This window comes from Pseudomonas sp. B21-041 (assembly GCF_024748675.1).
Lineage (GTDB): Bacteria > Pseudomonadota > Gammaproteobacteria > Pseudomonadales > Pseudomonadaceae > Aquipseudomonas > Aquipseudomonas neuropathica.
On sequence record NZ_CP087175.1, the window covers coordinates 4,486,084 to 4,503,609 of the forward strand.

Below are 17,526 nucleotides of genomic sequence, written 5' to 3' on the forward strand. Positions count from 1 at the left end.
CGTATCATATCCAATTTAGGTAAAACTGTACCAGCGCTGCGGCAAGATCGGCCTGCAAGCCTTGTTCCAGACACCACGCTTCGGCATTTTCCTGCAGTTCTGGCCAATGATTGCGGACTTCGAGCCACTGTTCACCGATGGGCTGACCGGCGCTCCAGGCTCGCCACAGACCGTTCATCGCCTCGGCAGCGGCCGGTGATAGACCTTTTGTGTAAAGCGCGAGGAAGGCATCAAGCTTGTCCAGATGGATGTCTTCGTCCTGCTGATAGATGTGCCAGAGCATCGGCCGCCCCGCCCACTGCGCCCGCACGAACGAGTCCTCACCACGCACCGCGTTGAAATCACAGCACCAGAGCAACTGATCGTATTGATCCTGACGGACGAACGGCAACACCTGCACAGTCAAAGACTGCCGCACATTAATCTCGTCCACCCTCAGGGTCTCCACCCCGAGCCAGCGCGCCACGTCGCCAAGAATCCGCCCCTCCGGCACCAACAGGTGAGTCGGCGCAGCGTCCGCCGCCAAAACGTCCAGCCAACTGGCCAGCCCGGCATTCTCGTAGGCAAACAACGAAATCAGCTCGGCGTCAGACGCAGGATCGATCCCGAGACCTTGCAGGAATTGCCGTTGAGCTTCGGCATCCTGTTGAAACTGCCGACGCTGCTCGAGCAAGCCGCGCTCACGCAACAGCCCGCCAGTGCCTGGCTGGAATCCGGGAAAGAAAAAGAACTTCTGCACCGATTTGTATTTGACCGACGGCAAGCCGTGACAACCAATCACCCAGTCTTCGGCGCTGAGATAGTCGAGGTTCATCCACAAGGGCGGCGGCTCTCGCGTGGCCATCGCGTCCATGTAATCACTGGGCAACTGACAGGCGAACGCAGCGATCACCACATCCGCCGCCTCTATGTGCACCCACTCGGCTGGCCAGTGCCGCACTTCGACACCTTGTTGCCATTGCTGTGAGGCGTTGATATCAATCGCCGGACAAATGCGTTCGAAGGCGCGCAGATCATCGACCCACAATCGCACCGTCAAACCGTGCTCAGCGGCCAATTGCCGGGCCAGGCGCCAGGTCACGCCGATGTCGCCAAAGTTGTCGACCACGGTGCAAAAAATATCCCAGCGGGGTTTCAATTGCGGCATTCAAGACTCCCGTTGGCAAAAGCTGCGATTGTCCGCATAAATCACCTCGCGCAGAAGAGCCGACGGCGATTAATCTTCGTGCGACAATCGCCACTTGCCCGCAATCATCCGCCAGGAGGCAGCCATGCCGTATCGCCCCAATCCGCGTCGCCCGTTGCCTGTTCAGCTTAGCGCGCTGCATTTGACCGGCAGCATTGCCCTGGGCATGTGGCTGGGCTTTGTCGCCATTGCGCTGACTTGCTGGCTGCTGTCGCAGTTTGTCTTCAAAGAACAACTGGCACCGGTTGCACAAGCGGTGCAGCAACTGGCCAATCCGCCGGCCGTGCAGGTACAACCGGATATTGCGCCGCCGAGCCCGCAGTTCCAGCAGTACGAAGAAAACCTGCGCAAGAACGAACAACAGGCACGTCTGGATCAGGCACGCGGCAGCACGCGTAACCTGTCCAATCCGAAGTGCCAGTTCTGGCTGCAACAGGATCAGACGGCCCCGAGCGAAAAAAGCCGCGCCAACGTTTTGCAATTTTGCGATTGATCATGAACAAGCACATCGTCCACCAACTGATTCTCGACAAACTGCGCATCGACCTCGACATCGCCGAACGCGCCTCGCAAACCGCTTACGAAACCGCGACGCACGAAGAAAACATCGCCGAAAACAAGTACGACACGCTGGGTCTGGAAGCGTCGTATCTGGCAGCCGGGCAAGCAAAACGGGTCGAGGAAATCCGTAAGTCACTGGCGTTGTGCCAGAACCTGACGCTGCGAGCCTACGATGAAAATCGTGGTATCGAAGTCGGTGCCCTGCTCGGCCTGGAGGACGAAAAGGGTCGCGAGCAATGGCTGTTTCTGGCGCCGGATGCAGCAGGCCTGAAAGTCGATGTGGTCGGTCAGCCGATTACCGTCATCACTCCGCGCTCGCCGCTGGGCAAAGGTCTGCTGGGCAAGTGCGAAGGTGATGAGGTGGAGATTCTGGTGGCGGGCACCCGGCAACAGTTTGCTGTCACCGAGGTGCTTTGATTCAACGAATCAGTGAACCGGCAGTTCGACGCCGTCGAACAGTTCTTCCAGTTCCTGCTTGTTGTGGCACTGAATGGCTTTGGCCATGACTTCGCGAGTCAGGTGCGGCGCGAACTTCTCGATGAAGTCGCACATGAAGCCGCGCAGGAAAGTGCCGCGACGGAAACCGATCTTGGTCACGCTCGATTCGAACAGTTCGCTGGCGTCCAGCACCACCAGATCGTTGTCGAGTTTGGTGTCGACTGCCATTTTAGCGACGATGCCCACGCCCAGCCCCAGACGCACGTAAGTCTTGATCACGTCGGCGTCGGCTGCGGTGAACACCACTTTCGGTGTCAGACCACGATGGCTGAAAGCTTCGTCGAGTTTCGAACGACCGGTAAAACCGAACACGTAAGTCACGATCGGGTATTCGGCCAGCGCTTCCAGGGTCAGCTTTGGCAACTTGGTCAGCGGATGGCCCTGCGGTACGACCACGCAACGATTCCAGCGGTAGCACGGCATCATCACCAGATCGCCGAACAGCTCCAGCGCTTCAGTGGCGATGGCAAAATCCACAGTGCCATCAGCGGCCATTTCGGCGATCTGCATCGGCGAACCCTGGTGCATGTGCAGCGCCACGTCCGGGTATTGCTTGATGAAATTGCTGATCACCGGCGGCAGTGCATAACGTGCTTGGGTGTGGGTGGTGGCGATCGACAGGGTGCCTTTCTTCTCGTTGGAGAATTCCTGGGCGATCTGCTTGATGCTTTCGACCTTGCGCAGAATCTCACCGGCGGTGGTGATGATGCGCTCGCCGGCCGGGGTCACGCGGGTCAGGTGTTTGCCGCTGCGGGCAAACACTTCGACGCCGAGTTCGTCTTCCAGCAGGCGGATTTGTTTACTGATGCCCGGTTGCGAGGTGTAAAGGCTTTGGGCTGTAGCGGAAACGTTGAGGTCGTGGTGCGCCACTTCCCAGATGTAGCGCAATTGTTGAAGCTTCATATGAATCCCTCAAAGCAGGTAGACGCCACGGGCATCAGCGACGGTATATAACTATATTAATGGTTTGAATAATAAATCTAGAACTTTTTTATCAAAGCGCCATTATTCCTGCCTTAGCGATCCTCCCGCCGCCGCCGCTCCACTAACGGCACCAGATAAACCGGCACCTTGGCCAATTGCAGGACCCGCGCCGCCGTGCGCCCCAACGGCGTTTCCGCGCCCACCCCATGGCTATGACTGCCTACGATCAGCAGATCGACGGAGAGTTTCTGCACCTGGTCGAGAATCACCTGCGACGGATCGCCCTGCAGCACGCGCACGGCGCGAATGCGCTGCAGATCCAGCTCGCCTTCATCTCCCAATTCTTCGCGAAAACTGTCCAGCACCCGCTGCTCGATATTGGCAATGACAGTTTTCAGACCCTGGCTGTGAAATTCGTTCAATGCCTGCTCGTCGAGATAACTCTGCAATACCGATTCGGCAAACAACCCCATCGGCTCCACCGCGTGCACCACGTACAGATCGGCATTGAACGTTCGCGCCAATGCCAGGGCATGCTGCATGACTAACGGTGCGTACAGACCGAGGTCAGTGGCATACAGCATCGAACGAATCATATGACCTCCTCGCGTGCCAACATGGCGGAGATTTGATTCAGCTTAGCAGTGCCTTGGCGACTACGACGGGCGACGCAACGTCTTGAAGCACAGGGCTTTAGATGGACGGCTCATTGCTGATGCCGTGAGGCACGTGACCGGTGGCGACCACTTCGCGGGCGAGCTCGCAGTGGCCGGCCTGATCGTCGAAAAACACGTCGGCAGCAAACGCTTCGAGAAACGCCGACTTGGTCAGGCCACCGAGAAACAGTGACTCGTCGAGACGAATGTCCCACTCGCGCAAGGTGCGGATCACCCGCTCATGGGCCGGCGCCGAACGTGCAGTGACCAGCGCCGTGCGGATCGGGCAATCGTCATCGGGAAACTCGCGCTGCAACAGATTGAGCGCCGCCAGAAAGCCCTTGAACGGCCCACCGCGCAACGGCTCGCGAGCCGACTCACGCTCCTTGGCCTGAAACGCTTCGAGCCCGCCGGACTGATAGACGCGTTCCGACTCGTCGGAAAAAATCACTGCGTCGCCGTCGAAGGCGATGCGCAATTCGTCGCTGGCCGCGCGACTGGCGCCGCCGGACAGAATCGTTGCGGCAGCGAAACCAGCGTCCAGGGCCGCGCGCACGTCTTCGGCATGGGTCGAAAGAAACAGGTCGCAACCAAAGGCTTTCAGATACGGATACGGACTGCGCCCGCCAACAAACGCCGCGCGGGAAATCGCCAGACCGTAATGGTGAATCGAGTTGAACACGCGCAGGCCGGTGTCGGCGCTGTTGCGCGAGACCAGAATCACCTCGACCCGTGCTCGGCCGAGGCGACTGTTGAGTGCCAACAGTTTTTCCACCAGCGGGAAGGCATCGCCGGGCGCAAGAATTTCGTCTTCGTGCTCGATCTGATATTGCCGATAGGCTTCAACGCCGCTCGACAGATAGACCTTGTGGCTCTCGCTCAGGTCGAACAAGGCGCGCGACGAAATCGCCAGCACCAGTTTGTCATCGATGTTTTTGGCCATGCTTTCCCCCAGAGCGACCGGCTTAAATGTTGCGCCGGTCGATAAAACTCAAATTGCGATACAACGCTTCGATGCGCGGCAACTCACAACCCGCTGCTTTCGCTGCCGCCAATGGCCGAGCGTAGATCGCTTCCAGCTCCAGCGGTCGTTTATGCAAAAAGTCGTGGTACATGCTCGGCCAGTAGTCGGGCATTTTCTCGGTCATCATGAACAGATACTCGGCGTATCCCGGCGGCACGTCGTGGCCGCAGGCCTTGGCGCCCTGCACCACTTCGGCCATCAACGCCTGGATCAACGCGCGGCTGTCGACATCGGCCATCAACGGCGTGGTGCTTGCACCGAGCAACACCGAGAGTCCGTTGTAGGGAATATTCCACACCAGTTTCTGCCAGCGCGCCTGTTGCAGATTGGGCATTGCCTGGGAATCGATGCCGGCAGCGCGAAACAACCCGCTGCCCTCCTCGACAATCGCCATGCGCGCGCCATCATCCATGGCCGGGCCGCTGTGATAGCCAACGTTGACCGCGCCGAGTGCCTGATGGGTCACCAGACCCGGACCTTCGCGGTGTACGCAAATCAGGCACAAGCCGCCCAGCAGATGCAAGGAATCGGGAAGCACCTCACGCAAGCTGTCTTCGACGTCGAGACCGTTTTGCAGCACCAGTACTTTCGCGTCCGGTTTGGCCGCTTGAATGATTGAAGGCGCGAGACCTGCGTTGCTGGTGGTTTTCGCCCCCACCAGCAACCAGTCGCACTTGGGCATGTCTTCGGCGGACGAATAGGCCTGCGCCGGATGCAACGTCAGCGGGCCATGCACCGCGCTGTTGATTTGCAAACCGCGCTCAGCCACCGCCGAAAACTCGCTGCGCAACAGAAAGTGCACATCGAAACCGGCGCGCGCCAGCATCACACCGTAAAAACCACCAATTGCGCCGGTGCCGATGATCCCTACGACCGGTTTATTCACTGCCCCCATCATGGCAACTCCTCTGCAGTTCGCCCCAGTGCCTGCGCCAGCGCCGCGTTCAACGCATCGGCCGTCAGGCGCGTGTGCAATGCCCCAAAGAACTCGCCGTCGCGCACCACGAACAACGCCGGTAAATGAAAGACCTGATAGCGCTCGACCAACCCGCCGTTGTCGCCGGCATCGATCCAGCACAGACGATCAATCCCCAGCGCCATAGCCGGCAACACTTCGCGGGCATAACGGCAACTGGCGCAGCCGACGCTGGTGAAAATCACCAGCGAAACGCCGCTCATCGCCAACAGCCGTTGGTCGGCGTCGAAATCGGTCAGTTCGGATTCGACCACTATACTGGGGGAAACAATGTCAAATGGCTGACACAGGGAGTCTGTGCTCATGGGACGTTTCATTCCTCATCCGGACGAGGTGCCGGTTGAATTAACCTTGCTCAAGCCTGAGTGTATTTCCAGGCAACAGCTGCACACTATCAGCCTCGGCGGCATCGCTTGCAATTACCACCGTGCCTGGCGCCATGGCACGGCGCTGCAAGTGCGCATGCCGTCAGTGAATGCCGACATTTGTTATCCGGGCTACGTGGCGTGGTGCCTGCGGCGCAAAAAAGGCTATCTGGTGGGCATCGCGTTTACCGATGAGCAGACGCTGTTCAGTGCGCGAATGGGTGAGCAAGTGTGTCAGATCGAGCGCTACTGCCGCATGCACGACACCCACGATGACCTGCAAGAAATTCAGGCGGTGGCCCTGCAATGGGTCGAGCAACACGCCGACGAGTTCTCCCACGACAGCGTGCGCAAGGCTTTTGCGCAGCCAGCGCTGGACTAAAGCACCTTTTGCCCATTGTCGAGCAGGCGCTTTACGCGCTAAGGTTCCGCTCCCCGACGCGCTTAAATCTGCTGTGCTCCGCCGCGCGGGGATCGCTGGCGGCCGGCACCCGTGACCTGACGAGTAAACGATGGCTGATTTACCGATCAACGACCTAAACGTCGCCTCTAACGAGACCCTGATCACTCCCGATCAGCTCAAGCGTGATATCCCTCTGAGCGATGCTGCCCTGCGCACTGTCACCAAGGGCCGCGAAGTCATTCGCAACATTCTTGATGGCACCGACCACCGTCTGTTCGTAGTGATCGGCCCGTGCTCGATCCACGATATCAAGGCTGCCCACGAATACGCCGATCGCCTCAAGGTGCTGGCTGCGGAAGTTTCCGACACCCTGTATCTGGTCATGCGCGTGTATTTCGAGAAGCCACGCACCACCGTGGGCTGGAAAGGCCTGATCAACGATCCATACCTGGACGACTCGTTCAAGATTCAGGACGGTCTGCACATCGGTCGTCAGTTGCTGCTGGATCTGGCCGAAAAAGGCCTGCCGACCGCGACAGAAGCCCTTGACCCGATTTCCCCGCAGTACCTGCAGGATCTGATCAGTTGGTCGGCCATCGGCGCACGTACCACTGAATCGCAGACTCACCGTGAGATGGCTTCCGGCCTGTCCTCGGCCGTCGGCTTCAAGAACGGCACCGACGGCGGTCTGACTGTGGCGATCAACGCCTTGCAGTCGGTCTCCAGCCCGCATCGCTTCCTCGGCATCAACCAGGAAGGTGGCGTGTCGATCGTCACCACCAAAGGCAATGCCTACGGTCACGTGGTGCTGCGCGGGGGTAATGGCAAGCCGAACTATGATTCGGTCAGCGTTGCCCTGTGCGAGCAGGCGCTGAACAAAGCGAAGATCAAGCCGAACATCATGGTCGACTGCAGCCACGCCAACTCCAACAAGGATCCGGCCCTGCAACCGCTGGTGATGGAGAACGTCGCCAACCAGATCCTCGAAGGCAACCAGTCGATCATCGGCCTGATGGTCGAAAGTCACCTGAACTGGGGCTGCCAGGCGATTCCGAAAGACCTCGCCGACCTGCAATACGGCGTGTCGATCACCGATGCCTGCATCGACTGGTCCGCTACCGAGAACACCCTGCGCAGCATGCACGCAAAGCTCAAGGATGTTCTGCCAAAACGCCAGCGCAGTTGATACACGTTTTACAGGCATAAAAAAACGCCGGGCAATGCCCGGCGTTTTTGTGTATGCGATTCAGATCTTGGCGGCGCGGCGCTGATGACGCTCCATGTAGCGCTCGACGTAGGAGCACGACGGGATCACCGTATAGCCCATTTCTTCGGCGTACTGCAGCGCGCTTTCGGTCAGCGCTGCGGCAATGCCACGGCCACGCAGGGCATTGGGCACGAAGGTGCGATAGATATCCAGGGTCTGTTTCCCCAGATCCATATAGGTCAGGTAGGCACGATGACCGTCCACATTGGTCTCGAACTGATGACCAGCCTGGTCATGGTGGATGGACAACGCCTCGCTCATCACTACTCCTCGCGGGTCTTGAATTCTGACCCCTACCTTACCGATGTTTTTCCGGCGAAGGAACATCTACGCCACCCCGTGCCTGATGGACACCGAGAAGAGCCACACCGATCTCGCGCAACCTGGCACCTGATAAATAGTAGGCACCATTGGCAAAAATGCTCAAGGTACGCTCGTCATCAAGCGGGTTGACGGGGGGTTGCTCCGATGGACGCAGGGTGGGCCTGGAAGAAGATCTTGCCAAACCGGTCACCTGAACATTGCCGGATGTTGAGACTTAAGACGTGCAGCCTTTTTTAAAGTCACCTCAACATGGACAAAGATAAGCGAAGCAGCACGCAAATTCGGAACAAAAGTGTCGACGTATTCATCTAGAAAGACTTTAGCCAAGACTGCAAAAACAGCACGTGGCAACGGGAACTTTTTCGCATTAACTCGCTCAGCTCGGGGCTTGTAGCTGTATGTTTTTTAAACAGCGCAGTTAAAAGTTGCTCGAAAAAGAATCAACGCCTACAATTTTTTTTGCTTCTTGCCTTACGTCAGTTTACTTACTACAAGTAATGGGTAGTATGTACGCCGGCTATTTCCTCAATCGTGAGGAGACAGCCACTTAATTGAAAGTCCTTGAAGGGGAACACGATGAACAACGTTCTGAAATTCTCTGCTCTGGCTCTGGCCGCAGTTCTGGCTACCGGTTGCAGCAGCGCATCGAAAGAAACCGAAGCACGTCTGACCGCTACTGAAGACGCAGCTGCTCGCTCCCAGGCTCGTGCAGACGAAGCTTACCGTAAAGCTGATGAAGCTCTGGCTGCTGCTCAAAAAGCACAACAGACTGCTGACGAAGCTAACGAGCGTGCTCTGCGCATGCTGGACAAAGCTAGCCGCAAGTAATAATCCTTCGGGGTTGTTATCGAGCCGACCCGATTTTTCGGGTCGGCTTTTTTGTGCCCGATGCTTTTGCCCGGGCATTAAAAAACCCGCCGGCGCTGTACGCATCGGCGGGCCTTTAACCTCGACTTACTGCTGCAAGTCGATCGGTGTACTCGAAACCATCGGGGCCGAGGCACTCGGCGTGCCGATTTCCGTTGGCAGGCCATCTTCGGCCGCGACCACATCACGCACCACATCCCAGTTCACGCGCAGGTTGCTGGTGACGTCTTCACGCTTGAGCATCGCGTTGATCACTGCGGTGTGCTTGTCGACCACAGACGGGTTGCCCTTGTCGTCGATCGGCGTGTGCGCTTCCAGATAAACCTTGCCGCCACTGCTGCCGAACTTGTAGGCATCGTTGAGGATACGCACCGACGTGCCTACCGGCACCATGCCGGCCATTTCCAGCACGTTATTGTTGAACATGCGGAAGCAGCCGTGGCTGGTACGCATGCCGATACCGAATTTCTTGTTCGAACCGTGGATCAGGTAACCCGGCGTACCCAGGGTGAACTTGAACGGGCCTAACGGATTGTCTGGGCCGGCCGGCACTACGTTTGGCAGCGGATCACCGTCTGCGGCGTGTTCAGCCTTGATCGATGCTGGAGGCGTCCAGGTCGGGTTTGGCGTTTTGGCGATGATCGAGGTGTGCGCGATTGGCGAGCCCCAACCCTCACGACCGATACCCAGCGGGAACGTGTACACCACGTTGCGGCCTTTCGGGAAGTAGTAGAGGCGGTATTCGGCAAGGTTGATAACGATGCCTTCGCGCGGGCCCGGCGGCAGAATGAAGCGGGTCGGCAAGACGATTTCAGTGCCGGCACCCGGCAACCAGGCATCGACGCCCGGGTTGGCCGCGACCATCTCCGAGTAGCCCAGATCGTACTTCGTGCCCAGATCGGCGAAGGTGTCTTCGTACTTGGCTTTGATCACCTGCACCTGACCGATGATGTCTTCACCGGGTGGTGGCAGGGGAAACTCCAATGCAGCAACGGGACCGGCCACACACAGGGCGGCAAGTGACAGGCAGCGGGTGACGGCAGGAAAGCGCGGCAACATCCGGAAAATCCTTCGCATGATCAACAAGGGTATAAGAGCGCGATTGTACACCGCACTTTGAATATTCGGGGAGCCACGCCGATGGACCGTGCTGAATGCGAAAAGATCGCAGCCTTCGGCAGCTCCTACAGGATTACGCGAACCCATGTAGGAGCTGCCGCAGGCTGCGATCTTTTGCTCTTAAAGCTCGAAACGCAGCTCTGGCCAGATCGGCGAGGTGCCGCGCTTCTGCGATTCCAGAATCGCCCGGCACAGCGAACACAGGCGCTGATCCTGAAACACCCGGCGATCAACGCTCGACCAGCGCGGTTGCGCCGGCAGCAAGCTGCCGCACAGGGTGCGATCAGCTGAGCCACCGAGTTCGAGTTGACGGGTCACCAGATGCACCCGCACTTCCTGGCAGGCGAACAGATCCAGCTGTTCGTCAGGCTCGATCAGTTGGTAGGCAAACAGGGACCAGGCAGAACGCGACATCGGGGGCTCCAGATAAGGGGGCGCCACATTAGCCGAAAGCCTGTCCTTAGAAAAGCCTCATAACAGCGGTTTTAGCGTCGGCCAGACATTTTCCAGCAACTTGCCCTGAGCCCCGGCTGCCGGGTGCAGACCATCGGCCTGCATCAGGTCCGGATGACCGCCCACACCGTCGAGGAAAAACGGCACCAGGGGGATCTTTTTATCGTCGGCGAGTTTGCCGTAGACCTCGGCGAAGGCATCGGTGTAACGCTTGCCGTAATTGGGCGGCAGTTGCATGCCCAACAGCAGCACCTTGGCCCCGCTCTGACGAGAGCTGTCGATCATCGAGGCAAGATTTTGTTGCAATTGAGTTGGCGGCATTCCACGCAAGCCATCGTTGCCGCCGAGTTCGAGGATCACCAGCTCAGGCTTATGCTCTGCAAGCAGCGCCGGCAGCCGTGCCTGGCCTCCGGCGCTGGTGTCGCCGCTGATGGAGGCATTGACCACTTTGTCGTCGAAACCCTCCTGTTTGAGCCGTTGTTCGAGCAACGACACCCACCCCAAGCGGGTATCCAGTCCGAAACCGGCGCTGATACTATCGCCAACGATCAGGACAGTACCCGCCGCTGCGTTCTGGGCCATGCACATCAAGGCCAGGCCAGCACTCAAAAACCACACACGCATCGGATTCTCCATGGGCGCAAGCATTCTCACCGCGAAGAACCTCAGCAAAGTGGTTCCCAGCGCGGAAGGTGAACTGACTATCCTGCACGAACTCAGCCTGGAACTGAACAAGGGCGACAGCCTCGCCATCGTCGGCGCGTCCGGTTCGGGCAAATCCACCCTCCTCGGCCTGCTCGCCGGCCTCGACTTGCCGAGCAGCGGCGAAGTCATCCTCGCCGGCCAGGGCCTGAGCAATCTTGATGAAGACCAGCGTGCACGCATTCGTGCCGAGCATGTCGGCTTCGTCTTCCAGTCCTTTCAGTTGCTCGACAGCCTCAACGCACTGGAAAACGTCATGCTGCCGCTGGAACTCGACGGCCGCAAAGATGCGCGTGACCGCGCCACCGAATTGCTCCAGCGCGTCGGCCTCGGCCAGCGCCTGACGCACTCGCCGCGCCAGCTCTCCGGTGGCGAGCAGCAACGTGTGGCCATTGCCCGCGCCTTCGCAGCCGAACCTGACGTGCTGTTTGCCGACGAACCGACCGGCAACCTCGATAGCCACACCGGTGAGCGCATCAGCGATTTGCTCTTCGAATTGAACAAGGAACGCGGCACCACCCTGGTGCTGGTGACACACGACGAACGCCTGGCCCATCGCTGCCGGCGCCTGATCCGTCTTGAAGCCGGGCTGTTGGTCGCCCCTCTGGAGCCTTGATGGCACGTTTGCCGCTGTTGCGTCTGTTCAGTCTCGCCATACGCCAACTCATGCGCGATGCCCGCGCCGGGGAATTGCGCGTGTTGTTCTTCGCGCTGGTGGTGGCGGTGGCGGCAAGTACCGCCATCGGTTATTTCGGCGCCCGCCTCAACGGCGCCATGATGCTGCGCGCGACCGAATTTCTCGGTGCCGATCTGGTGCTGGAAGGCAGCTCTCCAGCCCGTGAAGAACAGATTCGCAGCGGCACCGAACTGCGCCTGAAGCATGCGCAAGTGGTGGAATTCTCCAGCGTCATCGCCACTGACAACGGCATTCAGCTGTCGAGCATCAAAGCCGTCGACCGCGCCTATCCGTTGCGCGGCGAACTGAAGAGCGCGCCAGCGCCTTTCGCCACTGAAGAAACCGGCGGTGAACCGCAACCCGGCGAAGCCTGGGTCGAGGCACGCCTGCTGACCGCGCTGGATCTGAAAATCGGCGACAGCATCGATGTCGGCATGAAGACATTGAAAATGACCCGCGTGCTGACCTACGAACCGGATCGCGCCGGCAACTTCTATAGCCTTACGCCGCGGGTCATGATCAACCTCGACGACCTCGCGGCCACCGGCGTGGTACAGCCCGGCAGCCGCGTGAGTTACCGCGAACTGTGGCGGGGTGAACCGCAGGCGCTGGAAACCTATCGGCAACTGATCAAACCCGGGCTCGCCGCGAACCAGCGGATTCAGGACGCCCGCGATGGCAACCGGCAGATTGGCGGTGCACTCGGTAAGGCCGAGCGCTATTTGAACATGGCCAGTCTGGTCGCCGTGCTGTTGGCCGGTGTCGCCGTGGCGTTGTCGGCTAACCGTTTTGCCAGTCGCCGCTTCGATGCCAGCGCCTTGCTGCGCTGCCTCGGTCTTTCGCGCCGGGAAACCATGGTGCTGTTCAGTTTGCAGTTGACCGTGCTTGGCCTGCTCGCCGCACTCAGTGGCGCATTGCTCGGCTGGCTCGCGCAGTTGGGCTTGTTCGCCCTGCTCCATGACTTGCTGCCAACCGACGTCCCGCCGGGCGGTCTGTTTCCAGCCATCGCCGGGATCGGCACCGGGTTGGTGGCGCTGGCCGGTTTTGCCTTGCCGCCGCTCGCTGCGCTGGGCCGCGTGCCGCCGTTACGTGTACTGCGCCGCGACATGCTGCCGATTCCGTCGAGTACCTGGATGGTTTACGGCGCAGCATTGGGCGCACTGGGCCTGATCATGTGGCGCCTGAGCCTCGATCTGCTGCTGACGTTCGCTTTGCTCGGTGGTGGCGTGGTTGCCGCGTTGGTGTTGGGCGGTCTGCTGTTGTTGCTGCTGCAAAGCCTGCGGCGGATGCTCGCCCGTGCTTCGCTGCCGTGGCGGTTGGGTCTGGGCCAGTTGCTGCGCCATCCCTTGGCAGCGGCTGGTCAGTCGCTGGCATTCGGTCTGATTCTGCTGTCGATGGCTTTGATTGCCCTGCTGCGCGGCGAATTGCTCGACACCTGGCAAAACCAGTTGCCGAAAAATGCGCCGAACTACTTTGCTCTGAACATCCTGCCAGCAGACAAACAGGCGTTCACCGATCATCTGATCAAAGTGTCCGCGCAAGCCGCACCTCTTTATCCGGTCGTACCCGGCCGATTGATCAGCATCAACGGCGAAGCTGTGCAGCAAATCGTCAGCAAGGATTCGGCGGGCGATCGCGCTGTGCAGCGCGACTTGAGCCTGACCTGGGCGGCGGATTTGCCGGCGGGCAACAAGCTCACTGCCGGTGAGTGGTGGAAAGATCAGCCAACCGACGGTGTTCCCGGCGTATCGGTGGAAGGCAAAGTCGCCGAAAGCCTCAAGCTCAAACTCGGCGATCACATGGTGTTCAGCGTCGGCGGCGTCAATCGTGAAGCGAAGGTCACCAGCCTGCGCGAGATCAACTGGGACAATTTCCAGCCGAACTTCTTCATGATCTTCCAGCCTGGTACGTTGAAGGATCTGCCGGCGACTTATCTGACCAGCTTCTATCTGGCCCCCGGTCATGACCAGCAGATTGTCGAACTGTCGCGCGCATTCCCGGCGGTGACCATTCTTCAGGTCGAGGCACTACTCGAACAGCTGCGCAGCATCCTCGCCCAAGTCACTTTGGCGGTCGAATATGTGCTGTTGTTTGTGTTGGCAGCGGGTATGGCCGTGCTGTTTTCCGGTTTGCAGGCAACGCTGGATGAACGTATCCGCCAAGGTGCGCTGTTGCGGGCATTGGGCGCGGAACGGCAGTTGCTGATCAAGGCGCGGCGCATCGAATTCGGCCTGCTTGGTGCAGTCAGCGGATTACTCGCCGCGATCGGCTCGGAAGTGGTGAGTCTGGTGTTGTATCGCTACGCGTTCGATCTGCCGTGGCACCCGCATCCGTGGTTGCTGGTGCTGCCATTGATTGGCGCGGCGTTGATTGGTGGCGCCGGCGTGTTCGGTACGCGCCGGGCACTCAATGCAAGTCCACTGACAGTGTTACGTGAGGGTTGATAGACTCAAGCGGTCTTAATCACAAGAAGTTGCCATGAGCCGTTATCGCCCTCCCCGCACCGCCGGCACCGCGCTGATCACCCCTGAAGGTGAAGCGCGGATGCGCGCCGAATTCCATGAGTTGTGGCATGTGCGCCGCCCGCAAGTGACGCAATCGGTCAGCGAGGCCGCGGCTCAAGGCGATCGCTCGGAGAACGCCGAGTACACCTATGGCAAGAAGATGCTGCGCGAGATCGACAGTCGCGTGCGCTTTCTGACCAAACGTCTGGAAGCGTTGAAAGTCGTCAGTGAAAAACCCAGCGATCCGAACAAAGTCTACTTCGGCGCCTGGGTGACCATCGAAGACGAAGACGGCAAGCAATCGCGCTACCGCATCGTCGGCCCCGATGAACTGGATCTGAAACTGGGCCTGATCAGCATCGACTCGCCACTGGCCCGCGCCTTGATCGGCAAGGCGCTGGATGCAGAAGTCCGGGTGCAGACGCCGACCGGCGAGCAGTTCGTTTACATCGTCGCCATCGACTATCCGTAAAGCGAATCAGCGGCGGGTGATCAGGCCCTGCCGCGCAACGCGGACCAGTTGCTTGATCATCTCCGGCGCATCTTCAGCGCTCGGTGTCTGAATCACCGCGAGATCAAAACTGTCACTGGCAAAACGTGACAGCGACTCGCCGTCTTCAACGAACTGGATCAGGAACGCGGCAGGACCGCCACTGCGCCGTGGCCAGCCATCGAGATAACGCAGCAGCGTTGGCTGATGTTTGCCGCCAAGAAGGATTTTCGGGTTGCGCTGGGTGATATGCGCCGTGATCGGTGCGGGACGTGCTGGAGGGCGTAGTGCATTCATCGTGTCGTGTCTCTGCCTCAAAAGTCTGCATGGCAGGTGAGAGGCAACACCGAACCAGCGCTTTAGCGGTATTTCGAAGCCCTGTTCCGGCTTCTGACGGCAACTGTTTAAGTCACCTGGCGCCCCGCAAGTAGCTGTTTAAATCGGCGCATGGGCAACATCCTAGAGAACGTGACCGATCAGTGTCAAGAATCAGCCACAACAAAAAAAGGCCCGCACAATGCGGGCCTGTTCCTTGAGCCAGAGCGCTTAACCGGCGATGGCGCGATCCACCGAGAGCTTGCCGGCGCCTTCGATCAGGACGGCGAGGCTGCCACCGAGCAGAGCCAGGGCGAACTCGTAACCGTTGTTGGCCATAAACAGACCGTTGCTGATATGTACGGTGAAGATCGCCACCAGCGACAGGAAGGTCAGGCCCAATGCTGCCGGACGCACCAGCAGGCCAATGATCAACGCCAGGCCAGCGAAGAACTCAGTACCGCCCGCCAATGTGGCCATCAGGTAGCCCGGGTGCAGACCGATGCTGTCCATGTACTGCGCCGTGCCTGCCAGACCATAACCACCGAACAGACCGAAAAGTTTTTGCGAACCGTGAGCCGCGAAGATCACGCCGACAGCGATGCGCAGGATGGTCAGACCGTAGCCAGCGCGAGTGAACAGTACTTTGTTGATCAGAGAGCTCATGGGCATTCCTTGTTTTTGCGAGAAGTTGTGTGTGTTGGTTGGCCGCTATATTAATCAATAAATTTCATGTTAAAAGCGCAAATATTTCGCCATAACAATCAGTTTATTAGATCATTTACGTGAGACGACTTTTTGTGCCCGGGCTCCAACGACTCCCGCTCCCGGTCGAACGCCAAGTAATACTTGTTCACGCTATTAACATAGCTGACCGGCCCCATTCCTACCTGCTCCATGGCAATGCGCTCGACCTGGAAGAACCACTGGTTGGGATTCAACCCGCGCCGCCGGGCCTCTGCGCGCATGCCCTGCACGCGCTCGGGGCCGATGTTGTAGGCCGCCAACGTGAAAGCCATGCGTTCACGCTCATTAAGCTTGGGACTGTTGAAAAACTTGCGGCGGATCATCGCCAGGTACTTGGCCCCGGCCTGCACATTCGCATCGAGATTCTGAATGTTGTTCACGCCGACTCGCTGAGCGGCAGAAGGCGTGATCTGCATCAGCCCGGTCGGACCACTGCCGCTGCGGGCATTGGGTTGCAGGCGTGACTCCTTAAACGCCAGTGCGGCCAGATTCAGCCAGTCCATGTTCTGCGCGTCGGCATGCTTTTGCAGGGTCGGGCGCAGTTTTTCCAGGCGCTGGCGATCAGCCTTGGCCAAGGGATAGTGGACTTGATAGAGACGACGATAGATGCGCAAAAACGCCGCATCTTCATTGGATGGCTTCTTGTAACCGCCGAGAAAGCGATCGATGCTCGCGCGCAACATCGAGGCATCGCGGCGTACGAACCAGTACTCCTCGCCCGGCTCGCTGATTATCAGTTGCCGGTCAAAACGCAGCTTCGGCAAGATCTTGCCCCAGCGCTCGGCGATAGGTTGCTCGACGATGGTCAGGTGGAAAATGCCACCCTGAACCATCTCCAGCACGTCTTCGACCGCCAGGGTCGGATCAACCCATTCGATCTTGATCGGCGCCAGTTTGTGCAACGCCAGTTTCTGATTGAGCTGACTGACCGCCTCCCCCGCCGCACTGCCGGTGGGCAACGCCAGGGTTTTGCCGGAAAGCTGCTCGACCTTGGTGTAGCGCCGCTCGCCCTTGATCCCGACCAACACCAGCGGCACATTGCTGGCAATCGGTTCGCTGCTGGCTACGGCATAGCCCGGTTGCAGATCGAGCAATTCACCCGGCGCGACCAGATCACCTTCGCCACGTTGCAAGGCGCCGAGCAGTTGATCCTTGGCTTTGGGAATGATCTTGAGGGTGACTTCCTGACCATCGCGGGCGTGGCCATTGAGGTATTGCTCGAAGGCGCGCAGGCGATGGTATTCGACGCCGATGGCCTGGCCCTGGACTTCGCCGGAGCTGTTGCGGCTCTGATTGACCAGTACGCGCAACACGCGGCTGCTGCGAATCTCGGACAAGTCACGCACCTTGGCCGCCGGCACGGCTTGCAGTGGCCCGGGCAGGCGCGCGACCGCCGTCATCGGCAGCAGCAACGATCCACACAACAGGAGCAAAACCGAGGGACGAACCATCCACTCTCCGGAAAGAAT

Annotated in this window: 20 protein-coding genes and 1 pseudogene; 8 read left to right on the forward strand and 13 right to left on the reverse strand. The window is 59.3% G+C overall.

Translation table 11 applies throughout. The annotated features are described in order from the left end of the window. Positions 1-4: 4 nt before the first annotated feature. Positions 5-1,147: an elongation factor P maturation arginine rhamnosyltransferase EarP gene (gene earP / locus LOY43_RS19800; RefSeq protein WP_258708617.1), complete on the reverse strand. Its 1,143-nt coding sequence runs from the start codon at positions 1,145-1,147 to the stop codon at positions 5-7. Between the two features lie 124 nt (positions 1,148-1,271). On the opposite strand from earP, the gene LOY43_RS19805 reads away from it, so the two are divergent. Both LOY43_RS19805 and LOY43_RS19810 read left to right on the forward strand, forming a co-directional pair. Next, on the forward strand, positions 1,272-1,679 hold the full coding sequence (locus LOY43_RS19805) for a hypothetical protein (protein WP_095048462.1): 408 nt from the start codon (positions 1,272-1,274) through the stop codon (positions 1,677-1,679). A gap of 2 nt (positions 1,680-1,681) precedes the next feature. Next, positions 1,682-2,164 (forward strand): GreA/GreB family elongation factor, encoded by a 483-nt coding sequence (locus LOY43_RS19810; protein WP_258708618.1) that lies wholly within the window; start codon positions 1,682-1,684, stop codon positions 2,162-2,164. A 9-nt stretch (positions 2,165-2,173) separates the two neighbouring features. Here LOY43_RS19810 and cysB read toward each other — a convergent pair whose 3' ends face one another. From cysB to LOY43_RS19835, 5 genes are all read right to left on the reverse strand, one after another. Continuing rightward, a complete protein-coding gene (gene cysB, locus LOY43_RS19815; RefSeq protein ID WP_003183769.1) occupies positions 2,174-3,148 on the reverse strand; it encodes an HTH-type transcriptional regulator CysB in 975 nt (324 codons plus the stop codon). A gap of 113 nt (positions 3,149-3,261) precedes the next feature. Beyond that, the gene (locus tag LOY43_RS19820; RefSeq protein ID WP_095048464.1) at positions 3,262-3,765 is read right to left on the reverse strand and encodes a universal stress protein; all 504 of its coding nucleotides are present in this window, start codon (positions 3,763-3,765) and stop codon (positions 3,262-3,264) included. Positions 3,766-3,862: 97 nt separating this feature from the next. Further along, positions 3,863-4,768, reverse strand: coding sequence for a 5'-nucleotidase (locus LOY43_RS19825; RefSeq protein WP_034155247.1), 906 nt, complete (start codon positions 4,766-4,768; stop codon positions 3,863-3,865). Positions 4,769-4,790: 22 nt separating this feature from the next. Beyond that, positions 4,791-5,747, reverse strand: a complete 957-nt coding sequence (locus tag LOY43_RS19830) for a putative 2-dehydropantoate 2-reductase (RefSeq protein WP_095048465.1) — start codon at positions 5,745-5,747, stop codon at positions 4,791-4,793. Further along, positions 5,744-6,130, reverse strand: coding sequence for a co-chaperone YbbN (locus LOY43_RS19835; RefSeq protein WP_095125141.1), 387 nt, complete (start codon positions 6,128-6,130; stop codon positions 5,744-5,746). The genes LOY43_RS19830 and LOY43_RS19835 overlap by 4 nt, the downstream gene beginning before the upstream one ends. On the opposite strand from LOY43_RS19835, the gene LOY43_RS19840 reads away from it, so the two are divergent. Continuing rightward, on the forward strand, positions 6,129-6,572 hold the full coding sequence (locus LOY43_RS19840; protein ID WP_095048467.1) for a PilZ domain-containing protein: 444 nt from the start codon (positions 6,129-6,131) through the stop codon (positions 6,570-6,572). The two genes, LOY43_RS19835 and LOY43_RS19840, sit on opposite strands and share 2 nt — an antisense overlap. 130 nt (positions 6,573-6,702) lie before the next feature. Then, positions 6,703-7,779 (forward strand): 3-deoxy-7-phosphoheptulonate synthase, encoded by a 1,077-nt coding sequence (locus tag LOY43_RS19845; protein ID WP_007908583.1) that lies wholly within the window; start codon positions 6,703-6,705, stop codon positions 7,777-7,779. A 60-nt stretch (positions 7,780-7,839) separates the two neighbouring features. Here the strand turns inward: LOY43_RS19845 and LOY43_RS19850 are convergent, their stop codons facing one another. Next, a complete protein-coding gene (locus tag LOY43_RS19850; RefSeq protein ID WP_003226804.1) occupies positions 7,840-8,121 on the reverse strand; it encodes a GNAT family N-acetyltransferase in 282 nt (93 codons plus the stop codon). Between the two features lie 639 nt (positions 8,122-8,760). Between LOY43_RS19850 and oprI the strand changes: the two genes are divergently transcribed. Then, positions 8,761-9,012: an outer membrane lipoprotei OprI gene (gene oprI / locus LOY43_RS19855; protein WP_003199355.1), complete on the forward strand. Its 252-nt coding sequence runs from the start codon at positions 8,761-8,763 to the stop codon at positions 9,010-9,012. Positions 9,013-9,138: 126 nt separating this feature from the next. On the opposite strand, the gene LOY43_RS19860 is transcribed toward oprI, so the two are convergent. The 3 genes from LOY43_RS19860 to LOY43_RS19870 form a co-directional block, all read right to left on the reverse strand. Next, positions 9,139-10,110: a L,D-transpeptidase family protein gene (locus LOY43_RS19860; RefSeq protein ID WP_093435185.1), complete on the reverse strand. Its 972-nt coding sequence runs from the start codon at positions 10,108-10,110 to the stop codon at positions 9,139-9,141. A gap of 180 nt (positions 10,111-10,290) precedes the next feature. After that, positions 10,291-10,584, reverse strand: a complete 294-nt coding sequence (locus LOY43_RS19865; RefSeq protein WP_007908575.1) for a hypothetical protein — start codon at positions 10,582-10,584, stop codon at positions 10,291-10,293. A gap of 57 nt (positions 10,585-10,641) precedes the next feature. Beyond that, positions 10,642-11,247, reverse strand: coding sequence for an arylesterase (locus tag LOY43_RS19870; RefSeq protein WP_016985507.1), 606 nt, complete (start codon positions 11,245-11,247; stop codon positions 10,642-10,644). A 10-nt stretch (positions 11,248-11,257) separates the two neighbouring features. Here LOY43_RS19870 and LOY43_RS19875 point away from each other — a divergent pair, with 10 nt between their 5' ends. Genes LOY43_RS19875 through greB form a run of 3 tightly spaced genes read left to right on the forward strand, consistent with a single transcriptional unit; the run spans position 11,258 to position 14,977 of the window. After that, positions 11,258-11,941: an ABC transporter ATP-binding protein gene (locus tag LOY43_RS19875; protein WP_220556660.1), complete on the forward strand. Its 684-nt coding sequence runs from the start codon at positions 11,258-11,260 to the stop codon at positions 11,939-11,941. Further along, positions 11,941-14,445 (forward strand): ABC transporter permease, encoded by a 2,505-nt coding sequence (locus tag LOY43_RS19880; protein ID WP_258708619.1) that lies wholly within the window; start codon positions 11,941-11,943, stop codon positions 14,443-14,445. The genes LOY43_RS19875 and LOY43_RS19880 overlap by 1 nt, the downstream gene beginning before the upstream one ends. Positions 14,446-14,479: 34 nt before the next feature. Then, a complete protein-coding gene (greB, locus tag LOY43_RS19885; RefSeq protein WP_003226818.1) occupies positions 14,480-14,977 on the forward strand; it encodes a transcription elongation factor GreB in 498 nt (165 codons plus the stop codon). Positions 14,978-14,983: 6 nt separating this feature from the next. Here greB and LOY43_RS19890 read toward each other — a convergent pair whose 3' ends face one another. The 3 genes and pseudogenes from LOY43_RS19890 to LOY43_RS19900 all read right to left on the reverse strand — a co-directional run bounded on the left by LOY43_RS19890 (position 14,984) and on the right by LOY43_RS19900 (position 17,508). Continuing rightward, positions 14,984-15,292 carry a hypothetical protein gene (locus LOY43_RS19890; protein WP_093435191.1) on the reverse strand — a complete coding sequence of 103 codons (309 nt, stop codon included), beginning with the start codon at positions 15,290-15,292 and terminating at the stop codon, positions 14,984-14,986. Between the two features lie 249 nt (positions 15,293-15,541). Beyond that, positions 15,542-15,976 carry a DoxX family protein gene (locus LOY43_RS19895; protein ID WP_007908568.1) on the reverse strand — a complete coding sequence of 145 codons (435 nt, stop codon included), beginning with the start codon at positions 15,974-15,976 and terminating at the stop codon, positions 15,542-15,544. A gap of 111 nt (positions 15,977-16,087) precedes the next feature. Beyond that, a pseudogene (locus tag LOY43_RS19900) lies at positions 16,088-17,508 on the reverse strand (transglycosylase SLT domain-containing protein). Positions 17,509-17,526: the final 18 nt, after the last annotated feature.